Here is a 19,663-nt window from a genome sequence, read left to right as displayed (position 1 = left end):
CTCAGAACAGGAAATAGCGCTGCGCCATCGGCAGCAAGGTCGCGGGTTCGCAGGTGACGATATCGCCATCCACCCGCACCTCATAGGTTTCCGGATCGACCTCGATCCTCGGCAGATAGTCGTTATGGATCATCGAGGCCTTGGAGATGCCGCCACGGGTATTCTCCACCGCCAGCAGCGTCTTCGACAGGCCCAGCCGCTCGGCGATGCCGTCCTCCAGCGCCGCCTTGGAGACGAAGGTGACGGAACTCTCGGTCAGCGACTTTCCATAGGAGGCGAACATCGGCCGGTAATGCACCGGCTGCGGCGTCGGGATAGAGGCGTTGGGATCGCCCATCGGGGCGGCGGCGATGCTGCCCATCTTCAGCACCAGATCGGGCTTCACGCCGAAGAAGGCCGGGTTCCACAGCACCAGATCGGCCAGCTTGCCGACCTCGACGGAACCGATATGCGCGCTCATGCCATGCGCGATGGCGGCGTTGATGGTGACCTTGGCGATGTAGCGCTTCACCCGGAAATTGTCGTTCTCGCCGGTCTCCTGCGCCAGCCTTCCGCGCTGCACCCGCATCTTGTGCGCGGTCTGGAAGGTGCGGATCAACACCTCGCCCACCCGGCCCATCGCCTGGCTGTCCGAGGCGATGATGGAGAGCGCGCCCATATCGTGCAGGATATCCTCCGCCGCGATGGTCTCGCGCCGGATGCGGCTTTCCGCGAAGGCGACATCCTCGGGGATGCTGGGATCCAGATGATGGCACACCATCAGCATGTCGAGATGCTCATCCAGCGTATTGACGGTGTAGGGCCGCGTCGGGTTGGTCGAGGACGGGATGACGTTCGGCAGGCCGCAGACCGTCAGAATGTCCGGCGCATGGCCACCGCCCGCCCCCTCGGTGTGGAAGGCGTGGATGGTACGGCCCTTGAAGGCCCCCACCGTATCCTCGACGAAGCCGGATTCGTTCAGCGTGTCGGTGTGGATCATCACCTGCACGTCGAGCGCGTCGGCGACCGACAGGCAGCAATCGATGGCGGCGGGCGTGGTGCCCCAATCCTCGTGCAGCTTCAGCGCCATAGCGCCGGCCTTCACCTGCTCCACCAGCGCCGCGGGCAGGGCTGCGTTGCCCTTGCCGGCGAAGGCCAGGTTCATCGGGAAGGCCTCGGCGGCTTGCAGCATGCGCGCCATGTGCCAGGCGCCCGGCGTGCAGGTCGTCGCGTTGGTGCCGGTGGACGGGCCGGTGCCGCCGCCGATCATGGTGGTGACGCCGCTCATCAGCGCCTCCTCGATCTGCTGCGGGCAGATGAAGTGGATATGGCTGTCGATGCCGCCGGCGGTCAGGATCTTGCCCTCGCCGGCGATCACGTCCGTGGTCGGGCCGACGATGATGGTCACGCCCGGCTGGATATCCGGGTTGCCGGCCTTGCCGATGCCGGCGATGCGCCCGTCGCGCAAACCCACATCGGCTTTCACGATGCCCCAATGGTCGATGATCAGCGCGTTGGTGATGACGGTATCGACGGCACCGCCCTCGCGCGTCACCTGCGACTGGCCCATGCCGTCGCGGATCACCTTGCCGCCGCCGAACTTCACCTCCTCGCCGTAGATGGTGAAATCCTTCTCCACCTCGACGATCAGGTCGGTATCGGCCAGCCGCACCTTGTCGCCTACGGTGGGGCCGAACATATCGGCATAGGCGCCGCGCGAAATCCTAGCCGGCATGACCTGTCCCCTTCATCGCGGTCCCCTTCAGCTTGCCCATGACCTTCTGGTTGAAGCCGTAGATCGTCTCGCCGCCGGCCACCGGCACCAGCGCCACCTCGCGGCTCTGCCCCGGCTCGAAGCGCACCGCCGTGCCGGCCGGAATGTCCAGCCGCTTGCCGTAGGCCGCCGGCCGGTCGAAGGACAGGGCGGCGTTGGTCTCGAAGAAATGATAATGGCTGCCGACCTGCACCGGCCGGTCGCCGGTATTGGCGACGGTCACCAGCGTCACCGGCCGGCCGGCATTCACCTCGATCTCGCCGGCGGCGGGAAAGATTTCGCCTGGGATCATCTTCGGCCCTCCTCAGCGGATCGGTTCATGGACGGTCACCAGCTTGGTGCCGTCCGGGAAGGTGGCTTCCACCTGCACGTCGTGGATCATCTCCGCCACGCCCTCCATCACCTGGGCGCGGCTGACGACATGCGCGCCGGCCTCCATCAGCTCGGCCACGGAACGGCCGTCGCGCGCGCCCTCGACCACGAAGTCGGTGACCAGGGCGATGGCCTCCGGATAATTCAGCTTCACGCCGCGCTCCAGCCGCTTGCGGGCCACGATGGCCGCCATGGCGATCAGCAGCTTGTCCTTTTCCCTGGGCGTCAGATTCATCGTTTCCCCCCTCAGCACATCCAGGCGCGGGGCATTGGCCGCCCGCGCAAAATTTGCAGCAGATCGACCAGTGCGGCGCGCAGCGCGAAGCCGGTGCGCGACACCAGGCGCAGATGCAGAAACCCGTTCCAGGCGCTGGCCCCGCCCTCGACCTGCGGATGCCGCGCGATGGCGTCCCGCATCTCGTCGAGGCGGGCATGCGAATCGGCGGCGACGTAGAGCAGCGCTGCGATGGCCTTGCCGCCGCCGCCCAGCGCCGGCCGGTCGAGCAGCGCGTCGATATCGCCGTCCAGCCGGATCGCGTCGGCGAAGATCAGCCGTCCGGCGCGGCGGATGCGCCAGCGGTCGGCGAAGCCGCCCTCGGTTACCCGTTCCCCGCGCGCGGTGCGGCCAAAGACGATGGATTCGGCAATCAGCAACGTGCCGTCGGCGGCGATATCCGCCTCCAGCCGGCGACCGAAGCGCCCGCCCTGGAACAGGATGGTCTCCTGCGGCAGCCAGTCGAGCCGGGCGGCGGCCCCCACCTCCAGCCGGGTTTCCATCAACGCCGCGCCCTGCACCGCGCGGTAAATCTTCTCCGCCGCCTGGCTGGTGGCGACGACGCTTGTCCCATCCCCCGCGCCGACGCGCATATGCAGCCGGTCGCCGCCGGTCATGCCGCCGCCGGTATTGATCAGGATCGCCTCCAGATGATCGCTTTCGGTGCGCGGCAGCCGGGCCTTGGCGGAGCCTTCCTGGTACAGCCGGTCGATCCGGCTGCGCCCGGCCTCTCGCTTCACGGTCAGCTCGACCCGGCCCCGTAGACGCTGGAGCGTAGAGGCCGGATCAGACCGTAAGAAACCGTCGAACATCGCTTTCCACCATGTCGACCTTGCGGCCGGCCAGGACGATCTCGCCGCGATCCATCACCGCGAAATCGTCGGCAAGGTCGCGGGCGAAGTCGAAATATTGCTCGACCAGCAGGATCGCCATGTCGCCGCGATCGCGCAAGAAAAGGATGGCCCGGCCGATATCCTTGATGATGGAGGGCTGGATGCCTTCCGTCGGCTCGTCCAGCACCAGCAGCGAGGGGCGCATGACCAGCGCCCGGGCGATGGCGACGCGCTGCTGCTGGCCGCCCGACAGATCGCCGCCGCGCCGGCCCAGCATGTTTTTGAGCACCGGAAACAGCTCGTAGATATAATCCGGGATGGTCTGCTCCTTGCGCGGAAGGGGGGCGTAGCCGGTCTCCAGATTCTCCTTCACGGTCAGCAGCGGAAAGATTTCGCGCCCCTGCGGCACATAGCCGATGCCGCGCCGCGCCCGGTCGAACGGGCGCAGGCCGGCCAGCGGCGCGCCGTTCCAGGCGATAGTCCCGTTGCTGATCGGCTGATGCCCGGCAATCGCCCGCAACAGGCTGGTCTTGCCGACGCCGTTGCGGCCCATCAGGCAGGTGATGCGCCCGATTTCCGCCGTCAGCGAAACGCCGCGCAGCGCCTGGGCGGCGCCGTAATGCAGATCGACTTTCTGAACGTCCAGCATGCTCAGCGCCCCAGATAGACTTCGACGACGCGCGGGTCGGCGCTGACATGGTCGAGCGAGCCTTCGGCCAGCACGGAGCCTTCGTGCAGCACCGTTACCTTCACCCCCAGATCGCGCACGAAGGTCATGTCATGCTCGACCACCACGACGGAATGGGTCCGGGCGATCTCACGCAGCAGGTCGGCGGTCTCCGCCGTCTCGGCGTCGGTCATGCCCGCCACCGGCTCGTCGACCAGCAGCAGCTTCGGGTTCTGCGCCAGCAGCATGCCGATCTCCAGCCATTGCTTCTGGCCGTGTGACAGCGCGCCCGCCAACTCGTACCGGCGTTCGCGCAGCCGCACGATGCCGAGGATTTCCTCGATCCGGTCGCGCTCCTCCCCCTCCATGTGGAACAGGGTGGAAGCGGGATCGCGCGCGCCCTCGATGGCGAGGTCCAGATTGTCCCAGACCGTATGGCTCTCGAACACGGTCGGCTTCTGGAACTTGCGGCCGATGCCCAGGGAGGCGATGGCGGCCTCGTCCTGCTTGGTTAAGTCCACCTTGCCGTCGAAGATGACATGACCGGCATCGGGCCGGGTCTTGCCGGTGACGACATCCATCATCGTCGTCTTGCCGGCGCCGTTCGGGCCGATGATCGCCCGCATCTCGCCGGGCAGGATGGTGAAGGACAGATTGTTCAGCGCCCGGAAGCCGTCGAAGCTGACGCTCACCCCATCGAGATAGAGCAGCGTGCGGGTCATCAGATCGGGATTCATGCCACCTACTCCGCCGGCTTCGGGGCGACCGGGTCGGGTCGCGACGGGGTCTTGCGATAGCGCTTCGTCCAGTCCGTCACCGCGCCGACAATGCCCTTGGGCAGGAACAGCGTGACGGCGATGAACAGCCCGCCCAGCGCGAAAAGCCAGAAATCCGGGATCGCGGCGGTGAAGTAGGTCTTGCCGAAATTCACCAGGATCGCCCCGATCACCGGGCCGATCAGCGTGCCGCGGCCGCCCACGGCGACCCAGATCACCATCTCGATGGACTGCGCCGGGCTGAATTCGCTGGGGTTGATGATGCCGACCTGCGGCACGTAGAGCGCGCCGGCCACGCCGGCCATGCAGGCCGACAGGGTGAAGACGAACAGCTTGTAATGCTCCACCCGGTAGCCCAGGAACCGCGTCCGGCTCTCGGCGTCGCGGATGGCGATCAGCACCTTGCCCAGCTTCGAGCGGATGATCGCCCGACACAACAGGAAGCCCAGCGCCAGCGCCAGTGCCGAGGCGAAGAACAGCGTCGCCCGCGTACCAGCCGCCTGCACCGGATAGCCGAGGATATCCTTGAAATCGGTCAGGCCGTTATTGCCGCCGAAACCCATATCGTTGCGGAAGAAGGCCAGCAGCAGCGCGAAGGTCATGGCCTGGGTGATGATCGACAGATACACCCCCGTCACCCGCGAGCGGAAGGCGAACCAGCCCAGCAGGAAGGCCAGCGCCCCCGGCACCGCGATCACCATGATGGCGGCGAACCAGAACTGGTCGAAGCCGTACCAGTACCAGGGCAGTTCCTTCCAGTTCAGGAACACCATGAAGTCCGGCAGCTCGGGATTGGCGTAGACGCCGCGCGCGCCGATCTGGCGCATCAGATACATGCCCATCGCGTAGCCGCCCAGCGCGAAGAACGCGCCGTGGCCCAGCGAGAGAATGCCGCAATAGCCCCAGACCAGATCGATCGACAGCGCCAGCAGCGCAAAGCACAAATACTTGCCGACCAGCGACACCGCGTAGCCCGGCACATGGAACGGATTGCCCGGCGGCACCAGCAGGTTCAAGGCCGGCACCAGGATGCCCACCCCCAGCACGATGGCCAGGAAGATCAGGCCGCCGCGGTCGAGGCCGCGCAGCAGGAAGCCGCCCTTCATTGCTCCCCTGCTCATTGCTCCACCGCCCGGCCCTTGAGGGCGAACAGCCCGCGCGGACGCACCTGGATGAACAGGATGATGAAGACCAGCACGAATATCTTGCCCAGCACAGCACCCGCATAAGGCTCCAGGAACTTGTTCACCACGCCCAGCGTGAAGGCCCCGACCAGCGTGCCCCACAAATTCCCCACCCCGCCGAAGATGACGATCATGAAGCTGTCGATGATGTAGCCCTGGCCCAGATTCGGGCTGACATTGTCGATCTGCGACAGCGCCACGCCGGCCAGCCCGGCCACGCCGGAGCCCAGCCCGAAGGTCATGGCGTCGACCCAGGGCGTGCGGATGCCCATGGAGGCGGCCATGCGCCGGTTCTGCGTCACCGCGCGCATCTGCAGGCCCAGCGGCGTCCGGCGCAGCATCAGCATCAGCGCGGCGAAGACAATGAGGCCGAAGACGACGATCCACAGCCGGCCATAGGTCAGCGATATCTGGCCGATATCGAATGCCCCCGACATCCAGGAGGGGTTGCCGACCTCCCGGTTGGTCGGCCCGAAGATGGTGCGCACCGCCTGTTGCAGGATCAGCGACAGGCCCCAGGTCGCCAGCAGCGTCTCCAGCGGCCGGCCATAGAGAAAGCGGATGATGCCGCGCTCGATGGCCACGCCGACCGCGCCGGCGACCAGGAAAGCCAGCGGCAGGGCGATCAGGATCGACACGTCGAACAGCGCGGGAAAGGAGGTGCGGATCACCTCCTGCACCATGAAGGTCGTGTAGGCGCCGATCATCACCATCTCGCCATGCGCCATGTTGATGACGCCCATCACGCCGAAGGTGATGGCCAGCCCGATGGCCGCCAGCAGCAGCACGGAGCCAAGCGAGATGCCGTAGGTGATGTTCTGCAGGATCGCCCACCATTGCAGCTCGGCCTGGATTTTCTTCACCGCCGCCTGCGCCGCTTCTGCCACCGCCGGGCTGGCATTGGCCGAAACCTGGCCCAGTAGCGCCAGCGATTCACGGCCGCCGCGCTTCTCGATGATCTCCAGCGCCGCCAGCTTGGTCGCATCGTCTGCCTCGCCGGCCAGTTGAATAGCGGCCTTAGCCTCGATCATCGCGACGCGGACCGAGGCGACGCTCTCCTTCGCCAGCGCTTCTTCCAGAATCTCCAGCGCGCCGGCATCGCGGTTCTTGTAGACCGCCTCGGCGGCGGCCTGGCGCACATCCGGCTTCGGGCTCAACAGGGTCAGCGCGCCGATGGCGCCACGCAGCGCCCGCCGCAGCCGGTTGTTCACGCGGATTCGCTCGTAGCCGCCGGCGGGCTCGGTGCCCGCGCTTTCGCCGGTCAGCGGATCGGTCAGGGCCAGATCGGCCCCGCGCTCGACGCCGATCAGCACCGCGCCGCCGAGCTTTTTGGTATAGAGGGCGCCGGCGCTCAAGGCCTCCAGGGCGGGCACCGCGGCGCTATCGCCGGTCGCGGCCAAGGCGTCGACCGCCTGTTCCAGCTCGGTGTAGTTCTTAGCCTCGCCCAGCGCCTGGATCAGGCTTGCCGTGTCGGCCTGGGCGATAGCGGGCTGTACCGGGGCGAGCAGCGCGCACGCCAGGGCCAGCGCGTACAGAAGACGACGCAACACCATGCCTCCCGGTCCTTATTCTTGGTCTTGTGGGGGAGATAAAGGCCGGCGGCCAAAGCCGCCGGCCCTGTCCGTTTCCGTCCTAGCGCGTCAGCTCTTGCCGCCGCACTTGCCGGTCTTCACGTTGAAGTTGCCGCACGACATCGGCTTGCGCCAGTCGGAGATCAGGTCCTTGCTGTCCGGCAGGAAGTCCGACCATTCGTCGCCGACCACCAGGCCCGGGGTCGACCAGACAGTGTCGAACTGGCCGTCGGCCTGCACTTCGCCGATCAGCACCGGCTTGGTGATGTGATGGTTCGGCATCATCGCCGACATGCCGCCGGTCAGGTTCGGCACGGCGACGCCGACCAGGGAGTCGATCACCGCGTCCGGGGCGATGGTGCCGGCCTTCTCGACCGCCTTAACCCACATGTTGAATCCGATATAATGCGCCTCCATCGGGTCGTTGGTCACGCGCTTCGGATTCTTGATGAAGGTCTGCCACTGCTTGATGAACTCCTTGTTCACCGCGGTCTCGTTCGACATGAAGTAGTTCCACGCCGCCAGATGGCCGACCAGCGGGGCGGTGTCGATGCCGGCCAGCTCTTCCTCGCCGACCGAGAAGGCGACGACGGGGATGTCCTCGGCCTTGATGCCCTGATTCGCCAGTTCCTTGTAGAACGGCACGTTGGCGTCGCCATTGATGGTGGAAACGACGGCGGTCTTCTTGCCGGCCGAGCCGAACTTCTTGATCTCGGCGACGATCGACTGCCAGTCGGAATGACCGAACGGCGTGTAGTTGATCATGATGTCGGCGGCCGCGACGCCCTTATCCTTGAGGTAGGTCTCCAGGATCTTGTTCGTGGTGCGCGGATAGACATAGTCGGTGCCCGCCAGCACCCAGCGCTGCACGCCCTCTTCCTTCGCCAGGTAATCCACCGCTGGGATCGCCTGCTGGTTCGGGGCCGCACCGGTATAGAACACGTTGCGCGAGGATTCCTCGCCCTCGTACTGCACCGGGTAGAAGAGGATGCTGTTCAGCTCCTCGAACACCGGCAGCACGGATTTGCGCGACACGCTGGTCCAGCAGCCGAAGGTGGCCGCGACCTTGTGCACGCTGATCAGTTCACGCGCCTTTTCGGCGAACAGCGGCCAGTCGGAGGCCGGATCGACGACCACCGCTTCCAGCTTCTTGCCGAGCAGGCCGCCCTTCTTGTTCTGCTCCTCGATCAGCATCAGCATGACGTCCTTCAGGGTCGTCTCGCTGATCGCCATCGTGCCCGACAGCGAATGCAGGATGCCGACCTTGATGGTGTCCTGCGCCCTGGCCTCGCCGACCGCCACACCCGCCAGCATCGATGCGCCGACCAGTAGCCCGGTCAGAAATTTGGCCCCCGTGTTCCCAGCCATTCTCGTCTCCCTTGGTTTTTAGCGGCGTGATACCGCAGCGCAACAAGACGCAAGGGACGTGCCACGGTTGTAAGGCCGGATTCAGCGCCCGTTTCATTGAGTTTTAATCTATTTGCGGCCGTGTGCGCCTAGCGCCGCCTAAATTTTCATCAGCCGCCATCTTATTTTTGCCAAAAAGTCAGGCAGCCGATCCGCACTTGCTAATGCACCTCGAAAACGGCGCGCTTGCGCGCCCGTTATTAAGAACGATTGTCATTTTCATTGACAATCGCGGGTGATCAATGCCACTCAGCGACATTGTTGAGACGCATTCGCAAAGCTGCGTCCCTGCGAATTGGGGCATATCAGGAGGGGTACGATGAACGGGGCAGTGATCGCGACGGACCGTCGCGGGCGGCGGGCTGGGGTTTCCCGCGCGCTGATGATGAGCACGGTGCTGGCGACGGGTATGCTCGCCCCGCCGGCCCTGGCGCAGACCAGCGGCGGCGGCACCATCGAGCTGGCGCCGGTGACGGTCGAGGGCGAGGCCATCGCCAACCCGAAATCCTCCGTGGGCGCCCCGCCTCCCGCCTATGCCGGCGGCCAGGTTTCGCGTGGCGCGCGCACCGGCGCGCTGGGCAATCGCGACATCATGGACACGCCGTTCAGCGTGACCAGCTATACCGACACGCTGATCGAGAACCAGCAGGCTGAAACGCTAGGCGATGTGCTGCTGAACGATCCGGGCGTGCGCGTCAGCCGCAGCTTCGGCAATTCCGGCGAGCAGTTCGTCATTCGCGGCCTGCCGCTGAACGGCGAGGATCTGCTGATAGACGGGCTGGCCGGCACAGCGCCGCGCCAGATCACCGCCGTCGAGATGTTCGAGCGCATCGAAGTGCTGCGCGGCCCCAGCGCCTTCCTGAACGGCATCGGCCCATCCAGCAGCGGCATCGGCGGCAGCATCAATCTGGTGCCCAAGCGCGCCGGAGACGCGCCGCTGACCCGCTTCACCGCCACCTACGGCATGGATGAGGAGCTGGGCGGCCATCTCGATATCGGCCGCCGGTTCGGGCCGGAGGGCGAGTTCGGCATTCGGGCCAATATCGTCGGGCGCGGCGGTGACACCGCCGTGCAGGGCGAGGAGGAATCGCTGATGCTGGGCTCGCTCGGCATGGATTATCGCGGCGACCGGTTCCGCGCCTCGCTGGATATCGGCCATCAGAAGCTGCGCATCGACGGCCCGCGCCCGAACGTGCAGCTTACCGGCGACGGCATCCCCGCCGTGCCCGACGCCGACGCCGATTATTCGCAGGCCTTCAGCTATACGGAGCTGCGCGAGACCTTCGCCCAGACCCGCCTGGAATATGATTTCACGCCGAACGTCATGGGCTACGCCGCCTTCGGCGTCCGCGACATGCGCGAGGACGGCTCCTATTCCAACCCGACGGTGAATGCGGCCGGCATCGGCACCATCGGCCGGCTCGACGTGCCGCGCGAGGATACTGCCGTCAGCGGCATGGCCGGCATGCGGGCGGACGCCCAGACCGGCTTCGTCGGCCACCGGCTCGACGCCGGTTTCTCCGCCCTGCGCACGGTGAACAAGAATGCCTACGAGTTCGGCACCAGCGCGCCGTTCGATTTGAACAACCCGATCGACTACCCGAAATTCCCGACCTCCTTCGCCGGGGGCGATTTCGAGGATCTGCCGAAGGTCAGCGAGGTCAATCTGAAGAGCGTCTTCGTGTCCGATACGCTGTCGGTGCTGGACGACCGCGTCCAGCTCACCCTGGGCGCGCGCCACCAATGGCTGCAGGTGGAAGGCTTCGACCGCGCCAGCGGCTCGCGCACCGATAATTACGACGAATCCGCCACCAGCCCAGTGGTCGGTATCGTGGTGAAGCCGACCGACTATCTCTCGCTCTACGCCAACCGCATCGAGGGCCTGGCGCAGGGCCCCAGCGCGCCGTCCAACGCACTTAATTTCGGCCAGATTTTCGCGCCCTATGAGGCGGTGCAGTACGAAGTCGGCGCGAAGTTCGATTTCGGCCGCTTCGGCGCGTCGGTGGCCCTGTTCGAGCTGGAGAAGCCGAACGGCGTGCTCGATCCCACCACGCAGATTTACGGCATTTCCGGCGAGCAGCAGAATCGCGGCATCGAATTGATGATGTTCGGCGAGCCGGTCACCGGCATCCGGCTGCTCGGCGGCGTCACCTTCATCGATCCGGAGCTGAACGGCACGGCCGGCGGCGCGAATGACGGCAACGACGCCATCGGCGTGCCGAACTTCCAGGCCAATTTCGGCGCGGAATGGGATCCCGCCTTCCTGCGCGGCGTCACGCTGGCCAGCCGGGTGATCCATACCGGCTCGCAATACGCCAACGACGCCAACACGCTGAAGCTGGATAGCTGGACCCGCCTGGATATCGGCGCGCGCTACACGACGGAGATCGACAATCGCGCGGTCACCTTCCGCGCCAATATCGAGAACGTCACCAACGAAGCCTATTGGGCGTCGGCCAATGGCGGCTATCTGGTCCAGGGTGATCCGCTGACCCTGAAAATCTCCGCCGGCATCGACTTCTAGTCGGCCATCAGCTGAACGGTCGCGTCGCGCACGCCGTAATCCGCGACGCGGCCGTAGGCTTCTATCAACGCCGTCCGAAACCGCGGATCGCGGGCCAAGGGTTCGTCGAACATCGCGCGCACCGACAGCAAGGCGTCGATACGGGCCGATGAACTCGTGCCGGCGCCGTCCAGCGCCCGGCGCAGCGCCGTCGCCAGCGGGTCGCGCACATCGATGGCGCTGCCCGCTTCGTCCACCCCGCCGACATAGCGCGCCCAGGCGGCCAGCACATGGGCAATGGCAGTAATCGGCTTGCCCGCCGCCAACCTCTCACGCGCCGGGGCCAGCAGCCTTTGCGGCAATTTCTGCGACCCATCCATCGCCACCTGCCAGGTACGGTGGCGAATGGCCGGATTGTCGAAGCGCCGCATGAGGGTTTGCGTATAATCATTCAGGTCAATGCCCGGCGGCCGCTTCAGCGTCGGCAACACCTCGCCCCACAGCCTCTGCACGAAGGCGCGGAATACCGGCACGGCCACCGCGTCGCCGATGGTCTCGCACCCCACCAGATAGCCCAGATAGGCCAGCGCCGAATGCGCGCCGTTCAGCAGCCGCAGTTTCATCTGCTCGAACGGCTCGACATCTTTGACCAGCTGCGCGTCGGTATGTTCCAGCGGCGGGCGGCCATCCCTGGGGAAGCGATCCTCGATCACCCACTGGCGAAACGGTTCGTGCACCACGGGGGCCGCATCCTGCCGCCCGATCAACGCCGCCACAGCCGCGATATCGGCGTCGCTCACGGCCGGGGCGATGCGGTCGACCATGCTGGAGGGGAAAGCCACGCTGCGCTCGATCCAGGCGGCCAGCTTGTCGTCCAGCCCGGCGGCGAAATCGCGCGCCAACCCGGCCACCAGCCGGCCATTGCCGGGCAGATTATCGCAAGGCAGCACAGCGAAGGGCGCGATATTGGCGTCGCGTCGGCGGCGTAGCGCCTCAACCAGATAGCCGATGGCCGTCACCGGCTCCAGCGGCGTGCGCCAATCCTGCATGATCTCCGGATGCTGGGCGTCGAGCCTGCCCTCGGCGTCGCGGCAATAGCCCTTCTCCGTCACCGTCAGGCTGACGATGCGGGTCATCGGATCAGCCATGCGCGCCAGCAGCGCCCCCGGATTCTCCGGCGCGACGAGCACTTGCGTCAGACAGCCGACGATGCGCGCGCTATCGCCCTCCGGACCGCGTTGCAGGGCGGTATAGAGGCAGCCCTGCGGCGCCAGCCGGTCGCGCTGGTCCGGATGGCGCAGGCTGGCGCCGATGACGCCCCAGCGCGGATCGCCGCCGGCCTGCATCGCGTCGTCCAGATAGGTGGCGACATGAGCGCGGAAGAAGGCCCCCACGCCCAGATGCACAATGCCCGGACGCAACTCGCGCCGGTCATAGCCGAACCGCACGACGCCGTCAGGCAGCGCGCCGGGCCCCAGCCTTTGCATTCAGCGTCCCCCGAAAATCGCGTTCGGCACCAACAGCACCAATTCCGGCACGAAAACCAGGAACAGCGCAACCACCGAGACGGCGATCAGGAACGGTATCGATTCGCGGGTATAATCGCCGATGGGACAGCGCAGGATGGAGCACACGGCATACATGGCCGCGCCCACGGGCGGGGTGAAATTGCCGATGGTCGCCGCCAGGATGAAAACCAGGCCGAAATGCACCGGATCGCCATACAGATCGCGGATCAGCGGCAGAAAGATCGGCGTCAGCATGATGATCAGCACGGTGCCGTCGATGAACAGCCCGGCCACCAGCACGAAGGCCAGGATCATGATCATGATGACGTTCAGGTTCTCGCTGACTCCCAGCATGCCCTCGGCGATCACCTCGGGCACGCGCTCCAGCACGATGCCGTAGCTGAAGATGGCCGACAGCGCGATCAGGAACATAACCGAGCCGACATCGCTCAGGCTGCCCTCCATCGCCTCGATGAAATTGCCGCGATTGAGCTTGCGGTAGATCAGCAACCCGATGGCCACCGCATAGATCACCGCGAACGCGCCGATCTCCGACGGGGTGAACACCCCCATGCGCAACCCCACCAGCAGGAAGACCGGGAACAGAATCGCCCAGACGCCGCCGCGCAGCGCGCCCCCCACCTCGCCCAGCGAGGGCCGCGTGGTACGCTCCGGCGCGTAGCCCCGCTTGCGCGCGGTATAGCTGATGGCGAAGCTGAGCGCCGCCCACAGCAGCAGCGCCGGCACGAAGCCGGCGGCGAACAGCCGGCCGATGGAAACCTGGCCGATGGTGCCGTAAATGATGAAGCCGATGCCCGGCGGGATGATCGGCGTCAGCACCGAGCTGAAGGACAGCACGCCCGCGGTGAAGCCCTTGGTGAAGCCGCGCTTCATCATCGCCTCGCCCAGCATGCGCGACTGCATGGCGGCATCCGCGATGGCCGAGCCCGACACCCCGCCCATCAGCCCGGACAGCACCAGCGACACCTGCGCCAGCCCGCCCTTCAGCCGTCCCGCCAGCACCGCGGCCAAGTTCAGCAGCTCGTCGGTGATGCCCGACTTGTTCATCAGATTGCCGGCCAGGATGAACAACGGAATCGCCAGCAGCGCGAAATTCTGCGTCTGCGATACCGTGTTCTGGATCGGGATGGTGAAGGGCAGCTCCGGATGCATGACGAAGAACAGCGCCCCGGATATGCCGATGGCGAAGGCGACCGGCATGCCGATCACCAGCAGCACGACGAACGCGATGGCGACCAGAAGCATCGCGCGCTTACCCCGGAATCCGGGCGGAGGAAGCCCTGCCATCCAGCAGGGTCTGGCGGAATTTCAGCGCCGTGGTGATCAGCAGCAGAACCGCGCCGACCGGCAGGCTCATGGTCACCCAGGAATAGCTGATCTCCGGAATGCCCTGAAAGCTGCGCGACCGGCTGATCCAGGACAGCCACGCGCCGGCCCCGGCCAGATACACCAGAAAGCCGGCGATGATCAGATAGTTGCAATAGAGCAGCGCGCGCTGCGCCGGTTCCGGCAGACGGGCAGTGAACAGGTCGATCGACATCAGGCCGCCCTTGCGCCAGGCAATGTCGGCGCACAGGAAGCACGCCCAGGCGAACAGGCAGGTGGCGAAGTCGATGGTCCAGTTCATCGGTTCGCGCATCAGCCGGGCGATGCCGCCCAGGAAGATCAGCACCACCATGGCGATCAGGCAGGCGCCAGCCACGACGGCCTCCACCCTGCACAGCAGATCGTAGAATCGACGCATATGCCGGCCCCTGCCCTCGCCCGCCTTACTGCTTGCCGATTTCCTTATGCAGCGCCCGCTTCGCGTCGCCGATGTTCAACACATCGTAGGCCGCGTCGCCGGCCTTGCGGAACGCCGCCTTATCGACATTGTCGGTGACGGTCATGCCGCGCTTGATCAAATCGGCCTTCACCTTCTGCTCAAGCGCCATGATCTGCTCGGAAGTGGCGCGCCCGGCCTTCTGGCACTCCTCCACCAGCGCGGTCTGATATTCCTTCGGCAGCGAATCGTAGAATTTCGAGCTGATCACCTGGAAGTTCACCAGCATGATGTGCGCCGTCTCGCTGACGTGGCTCAGCACCTCGTAGAACCGCCCGCCGGGGATGTTGTTGTAGACCAGCTCCACCCCGTCGATGGCCTTCTGCTGCAAGCCGGGATACATCTCGCCGAACGCCATCGCCACCGGGGCGGCCCCCAGCGCCTTGATCGATTGCTGCCAGATCGGCGCCGGCGGGGTGCGGATGCGCAGGCCCGCCAGATCCTGGGGATTACGTACAGGCTTGTTGGTGAAGAAATGCCGGTAGCCCTGCACCCAGTCGAAGCACACCACCTTGAGGCCGTGCTTGGCGGCCAGCTCATCCTGCCACTTCACCATGGTCGGGGCCTTGGCGATGGCCGCCACCTCGTCCAGCGTCTCGACGAAATACGGTCCGTTCACCACCGCGATACCGGGCACGTAATTCCCCAGACGCGCGGAATCCGTGTTCTGGCCGATATTGGCGCCCTGGCGAATCTGCTCGATAATATCCTCCTCGACGCCGAGCTGGGCGCTATGGAACACATCCATCTTCAAGCCGCCCTTGGTGCGCGCCTCAACCGCCTTGGCCCACTCCACGAAACCCTGGTGAAAGGGCTCCTTCGGCCCCAGCACATGGTTGAAGCGCAGCGTGAATTTCTCCTGCGCCTGGGCGGCGGAAGCGCCCAGCGCGACGCCGATGGCGGCACAGATCGACAGCCAGTTCCTGCTAAAGCCAGTCATTGAACCCTCCCTTTTCGGTCGTTTCCTTCCCCCCTGAATGCGTGCGTCCTGAAAACGAACGCCCGCGCGCCGGCACGACGGCCGGTGCGCGGGCGCACGCCAGAGACCCAAACCCTCTCGGAGACAGTGTCGCGATACGAGCGATCGCGTTTCGACATGTCATTTCCTCCCGAATTCCCAGCCGCCCGCGCCCCTCCGACGCAAACGATGGGAAAGCCGACGTTGCGGCCAGTCAGCGGCTCTTGCCGAGCCAACTGGCATCTTATATATCAGATGGAAGATTACGGGCACAAGCCGAGATCAGAATGAAAATCGCACGGCCGAAATCGCTGAAAGATCTGGTGGTGGAGGAACTGCGCAACCGCATTATCGACGGCCGCCTGCAACTCGGCGCCGCCTTGTCGGAGAACACGCTGGCGGCCGAGCTGGGCATCTCCAAGACGCCGGTGCGCGAGGCGCTGCTGCAATTGAAGATCGAGGGGCTGGTGGAAGTGCTGCCGCAGCGCGGCACCTATGTGTTCCGCATGGCCGGCGACCATGTGGTGCTGATCAGCGAGCTGCGCGAGATACTGGAACTGGCGGCGGTCGAATCCGCGCTCACCCGCAATTACTCAGCCTTCGAGCGGGAGATGAGCAGCGTATTCGAGGCGATGAAGGCGGCCTACGAGGCCGGCGACACCATCGCCTACCACACGCTGGACGGGCAGTTCCACAAGGTGATGATCGATTTGTGCGGCAACCCCTATATCGCCGATGCCTACAGCCAGATCGGCTTCCGCATCCAGGCGCTGCGCTCGCGCCTGTCGACCGAGGCGGCGCTGAACGACCGCTCCTTTGCCGACCATGCCGAGATGCTGGCGCTGATCCGAACCCGCGACAGGGAACGGCTGCGCACGCTGCTCAGCCAGCATATCCACCAGACCAAATCCTCCTACCTCGACGTGCTGAAGCATCGGGAACTGGCGGCGGAAGCGTGAGCCCTCGCCCCTGCCGGAGCGAGGGCGGTTTATTTACATCACCACTTCGATCAGGTGCGGGCCCTTGGCCTTCAGACAGGCCTTGAACTTGTCGGCCAACTCCTCGGCCGTTTCGGCGCGCATGGCTTCGACGCCCAGGCCGCGCGCCAGATTGACCCAGCCGATATCCGGGTCGGCCAGGCTCAGCATGTTCAACGCCTTCGGGCCGGGATTGTTCGCGCCGACATTGGCCAGCTCGCCGCGCAGGATGTTGTAGCTGCGGTTGGAGAAGATCAGCGTCACCACGTCCAGCTTCTCTCGCGCCTGGGTCCACAGGCCCTGCACCGTGTACATGGCGCTGCCATCGGCCTGCAGCGAGACAACCTTGCGGTCCGGGCAGGCGACCGCCGCCCCGGTCGCCATCGGAATGCCGACGCCAATCGCCCCGCCCGAAAGCTGCAGCCAGTCCATCGGGCCGGCGGCGTGGGTCAGCGGGAAGAATTTGCGCCCCGTCGTCACGCCTTCGTCGCAGACGATGGCGTTTTCCGGCAGCAGCGCGCCGATCACCGCGCCGATGGTCTCCGGCGTCAGCGCGCCGGTCGGCAAGCCGGGCCGCTCGCGGCCGGGGATCGTCAGCGTCCGGTTCGCACCCACCGCCTGGGCCAGACGCTCCAGCGCCTCGCCCTGGTCGTCCGCCGGGGTTGCCAGGGTGACGATGTTGCAGCCTTCCGGGGCGATACGGCTGGGCTTGCCCGGATAGGCGAAGAAGGCGACCGGATCGCGCGAGCCGATCAGGATCAGATGCTTCACATCGGCCAGCACCGCCAGCGCCTGGTCGACCGGATAGGGCAGCCGCTCGATGGCGACACGCCCAGCGCCGCGCTCCATGCGGGCGTTGCTGGTCTCGCCCAGGATGCGTGCGCCGGTCTTCTCGGCGATGCGGGCGGCGGCCTCCAGCGGGGCGGCGCGGACCGCCTTGTCGCCCAGCAGGATGACGGCGGTCTCGCCGGATTTGAGGATCCTGGCGACCTCGGCAATGGCCTTGTCGTCGACCTTGGCGCGCTCCGGTATGGCGGGCGTCTCGGCGATGCCGGCCCCCTCCTCCCAGGTCGTGTCGGCGGGCGCGATCAGCGTGGCGATGCCGCCCGGCGCGGTGCGCGCGGCGACGATGGCCTCCACCGTGTCGTCGGCGATGCCGGCGGCCGTCTTGGCGGTCTTCACCCAGTTAGAATAGGGCCGCGCGGTGCCTTCGATATCGGCGGTCAGCGGCGCGTCGTACTTCACATGATATGTGGCATGCTCGCCGACGATGTTCACCATCGGGCTGCGCGCCTTCTTGGCGTTGTGCAGATTGGCGATGCCGTTGCCCAGCCCCGGGCCGAGATGCAGCAGCGTCGAGGCCGGCTTGTCGGCCATGCGGGCATAGCCGTCGGCGGCGCCGGTCGCCACCCCCTCGAACAGGCACAGCACGCAGCGCACGCCATCCACCCGGTCGAGTGCGGCGACGAAATGCATCTCCGACGTGCCGGGGTTGGTGAAGCAGACATCGACCCCGCCCGCCTTCAGGGTCCGGACCAGGCTTTCGGCACCGTTCATCGATCAGCATCCATGGTTGGGAGAAAAATCAGGTTCAATCGGGGTAGTGGCTCCCCGGTCGGAGGTCAAGCGTCAAGTTGTAAGCAGGGCTGACCGCCGGCCCAGCCGCAGCAACAGCCAGAAGGCGATGGCGACATTCAGCAGATTCCAGGCAAAGCCGTTGAGGAACGCGGCCTCGTAGGACAGCGTCAGATCGTAGATCGCGCCCGACATCCAACCGCCGATGGCCATGCCGACCAGCGTCGCCGACAGCACCAGCCCGATGCGCGCGCCGGCCTGGCCGGGCGGGAAGAAATCGCGCACCACCATGGCGTAGGTCGGCACGATGCCGCCCTGCGCCAGCCCGAACAGGGCGGAGACGACGAACAGCGACACCATGCCGTCGAACGGCAGGAACAGCAGCAGGGAGAGCGCCTGCAAGCCGCTGCTGATCAGCAGCGTTGGCAGCGAGCCCAGCCGGTCGACCAGCCAGCCGAAGGCGAGTCGGCTGACGATGCCGGTCGCCAGCATCAGGGAGAGCATCTGCGCGCCGCGCGCCGAGCCGAACCCCAGATCGGCGCACAGCGCCACGATATGCACCTGCGGCATCGCCATCGCGACGCAGCAGGTGATGCCGGCGATCACCAGCAGCCCTTGCAGGAAATTGGGCGACAGGCCCTTCAGGCTCTTCGGCGCGGCGGCCGGCTGGCCCTGCGGCCCGGCCTGCGCCACCGGCGGCCGCCGGCGCAGCAGCACCGACAGCGGCAGGATGGTGACGAGGCAGAACAGGCCGATGCCCATATGGGTCTGCCGCCAGCCCACATTCTCGATAAAGCCCTGCACCACCGGCGGCCACACCGTGCCGGCAAGGTAGCTGCCGCAGGCGCAGATCGACACCGCCATGCCACGATGCCGCACGAACCAGCGCGACACGTCGGCGATCATCGGCCCGAAGGTGGCGGAACTGCCGAACAGACCGATCAGCACGCCATGCGCCAGCGCGAACTGCCACAGCGTCTCGGCCTGGCCGGCCAGGATATAGCCGGCGGCGATCGACAGCGTGCCGCCGACCACCGGCGGCAGGATGCCGAACCGGTCGGCCAGCCGGCCCATCATCACCCCGCCGATGGCGAAGCCCACCATCAGCAGCGTGTAGGGCAAGGCGGCCTCGGCCCGGGCGACGCCGAATTCGGCCTCGACCACCGGCAGCACGACCACCACCGACCACAGCCCCACACCGCCGATGGTCGTCACCAGCAGCGACACCAGCAGCCGCAGCCAGGCATAGGGGCTGTCCGGCCCCCGCTCCGTTTCTTCAGAAAGCACGCCGGCTTTCCTCCCGTTTTCTTCCGTCCCCTTCTTGGCCTGTCGCGGAACCAGGCGCGGGAAACGATTTTTATTGTGCCGTCTTATGCTTCGAGACGCCCTCTTGGGAGGGCTCCTCAGCATGAGGTCATCCTGGGACACTCTGCCGGCGCCCCTTGGTGACCTCATGCTGAGG

General features: G+C 66.2%; 17 protein-coding genes. 2 read left to right on the top strand and 15 right to left on the bottom strand.

Annotated features, from left to right (window positions below; all coding sequences use genetic code 11):
- Position 1 precedes the first annotated feature (1 nt).
- The 9 genes from ureC to urtA all read right to left on the bottom strand — a co-directional run bounded on the left by ureC (position 2) and on the right by urtA (position 8,798).
- Positions 2 to 1,714, bottom strand: coding sequence for an urease subunit alpha (ureC, locus tag AUP43_RS10895; RefSeq protein WP_067556560.1), 1,713 nt, complete (start codon positions 1,712 to 1,714; stop codon positions 2 to 4).
- On the bottom strand, positions 1,704 to 2,045 hold the full coding sequence (locus AUP43_RS10890; protein WP_067556557.1) for an urease subunit beta: 342 nt from the start codon (positions 2,043 to 2,045) through the stop codon (positions 1,704 to 1,706). The genes ureC and AUP43_RS10890 overlap by 11 nt, the downstream gene beginning before the upstream one ends.
- Positions 2,046 to 2,057: 12 nt before the next feature.
- Complete coding sequence (locus AUP43_RS10885; protein ID WP_067556554.1) at positions 2,058 to 2,360, bottom strand: urease subunit gamma; 303 nt, start codon at positions 2,358 to 2,360, stop codon at positions 2,058 to 2,060.
- An 11-nt stretch (positions 2,361 to 2,371) separates the two neighbouring features.
- Entirely contained in the window at positions 2,372 to 3,211 is an 840-nt protein-coding gene (locus AUP43_RS10880) for an urease accessory protein UreD (protein WP_067556551.1), read from the bottom strand.
- On the bottom strand, positions 3,186 to 3,881 hold the full coding sequence (urtE, locus tag AUP43_RS10875) for an urea ABC transporter ATP-binding subunit UrtE (protein WP_067556548.1): 696 nt from the start codon (positions 3,879 to 3,881) through the stop codon (positions 3,186 to 3,188). The genes AUP43_RS10880 and urtE overlap by 26 nt, the downstream gene beginning before the upstream one ends.
- A gap of 2 nt (positions 3,882 to 3,883) precedes the next feature.
- Complete coding sequence (urtD, locus tag AUP43_RS10870; protein WP_067556545.1) at positions 3,884 to 4,636, bottom strand: urea ABC transporter ATP-binding protein UrtD; 753 nt, start codon at positions 4,634 to 4,636, stop codon at positions 3,884 to 3,886.
- A gap of 5 nt (positions 4,637 to 4,641) precedes the next feature.
- Positions 4,642 to 5,796 (bottom strand): urea ABC transporter permease subunit UrtC, encoded by a 1,155-nt coding sequence (urtC, locus tag AUP43_RS10865; RefSeq protein ID WP_456093692.1) that lies wholly within the window; start codon positions 5,794 to 5,796, stop codon positions 4,642 to 4,644.
- Positions 5,793 to 7,412, bottom strand: coding sequence for an urea ABC transporter permease subunit UrtB (gene urtB / locus AUP43_RS10860; protein ID WP_067556538.1), 1,620 nt, complete (start codon positions 7,410 to 7,412; stop codon positions 5,793 to 5,795). Before urtB ends, urtC begins: the two co-directional genes overlap by 4 nt.
- 87 nt (positions 7,413 to 7,499) lie before the next feature.
- On the bottom strand, positions 7,500 to 8,798 hold the full coding sequence (gene urtA, locus AUP43_RS10855) for an urea ABC transporter substrate-binding protein (protein WP_157089319.1): 1,299 nt from the start codon (positions 8,796 to 8,798) through the stop codon (positions 7,500 to 7,502).
- Positions 8,799 to 9,156: 358 nt separating this feature from the next.
- Between urtA and AUP43_RS10850 the strand changes: the two genes are divergently transcribed.
- Entirely contained in the window at positions 9,157 to 11,361 is a 2,205-nt protein-coding gene (locus tag AUP43_RS10850) for a TonB-dependent receptor (RefSeq protein WP_067556535.1), read from the top strand.
- On the opposite strand, the gene AUP43_RS10845 is transcribed toward AUP43_RS10850, so the two are convergent.
- Genes AUP43_RS10845 through AUP43_RS10830 form a run of 4 tightly spaced genes read right to left on the bottom strand, consistent with a single transcriptional unit; the run spans position 11,358 to position 15,631 of the window.
- Complete coding sequence (locus AUP43_RS10845; RefSeq protein WP_067556532.1) at positions 11,358 to 12,827, bottom strand: mannitol dehydrogenase family protein; 1,470 nt, start codon at positions 12,825 to 12,827, stop codon at positions 11,358 to 11,360. The two genes, AUP43_RS10850 and AUP43_RS10845, sit on opposite strands and share 4 nt — an antisense overlap.
- On the bottom strand, positions 12,828 to 14,114 hold the full coding sequence (locus AUP43_RS10840; protein WP_067556529.1) for a TRAP transporter large permease: 1,287 nt from the start codon (positions 14,112 to 14,114) through the stop codon (positions 12,828 to 12,830). It lies immediately after the preceding gene.
- Positions 14,115 to 14,121: 7 nt separating this feature from the next.
- Positions 14,122 to 14,613, bottom strand: coding sequence for a TRAP transporter small permease (locus AUP43_RS10835; RefSeq protein ID WP_067556526.1), 492 nt, complete (start codon positions 14,611 to 14,613; stop codon positions 14,122 to 14,124).
- Between the two features lie 25 nt (positions 14,614 to 14,638).
- The gene (locus tag AUP43_RS10830) at positions 14,639 to 15,631 is read right to left on the bottom strand and encodes a C4-dicarboxylate TRAP transporter substrate-binding protein (protein WP_067556525.1); all 993 of its coding nucleotides are present in this window, start codon (positions 15,629 to 15,631) and stop codon (positions 14,639 to 14,641) included.
- Positions 15,632 to 15,936: 305 nt separating this feature from the next.
- Between AUP43_RS10830 and AUP43_RS10825 the strand changes: the two genes are divergently transcribed.
- Positions 15,937 to 16,608, top strand: a complete 672-nt coding sequence (locus AUP43_RS10825) for a GntR family transcriptional regulator (protein WP_067556524.1) — start codon at positions 15,937 to 15,939, stop codon at positions 16,606 to 16,608.
- 33 nt (positions 16,609 to 16,641) lie between these two features.
- Here the strand turns inward: AUP43_RS10825 and AUP43_RS10820 are convergent, their stop codons facing one another.
- A complete protein-coding gene (locus AUP43_RS10820; RefSeq protein ID WP_067556523.1) occupies positions 16,642 to 18,183 on the bottom strand; it encodes an acetolactate synthase large subunit in 1,542 nt (513 codons plus the stop codon).
- 72 nt (positions 18,184 to 18,255) lie between these two features.
- Positions 18,256 to 19,488 (bottom strand): MFS transporter, encoded by a 1,233-nt coding sequence (locus AUP43_RS10815; protein ID WP_067556522.1) that lies wholly within the window; start codon positions 19,486 to 19,488, stop codon positions 18,256 to 18,258.
- Between the last annotated feature and the right edge of the window lie 175 nt (positions 19,489 to 19,663).

The sequence above is a fragment of the Oceanibaculum pacificum genome, assembly GCF_001618175.1.
Classification (GTDB): Bacteria; Pseudomonadota; Alphaproteobacteria; order Oceanibaculales; family Oceanibaculaceae; genus Oceanibaculum; species Oceanibaculum pacificum.
Note: the sequence above shows the minus strand (reverse complement) of the source record. Positions and strands in the feature narration are given on the sequence as shown.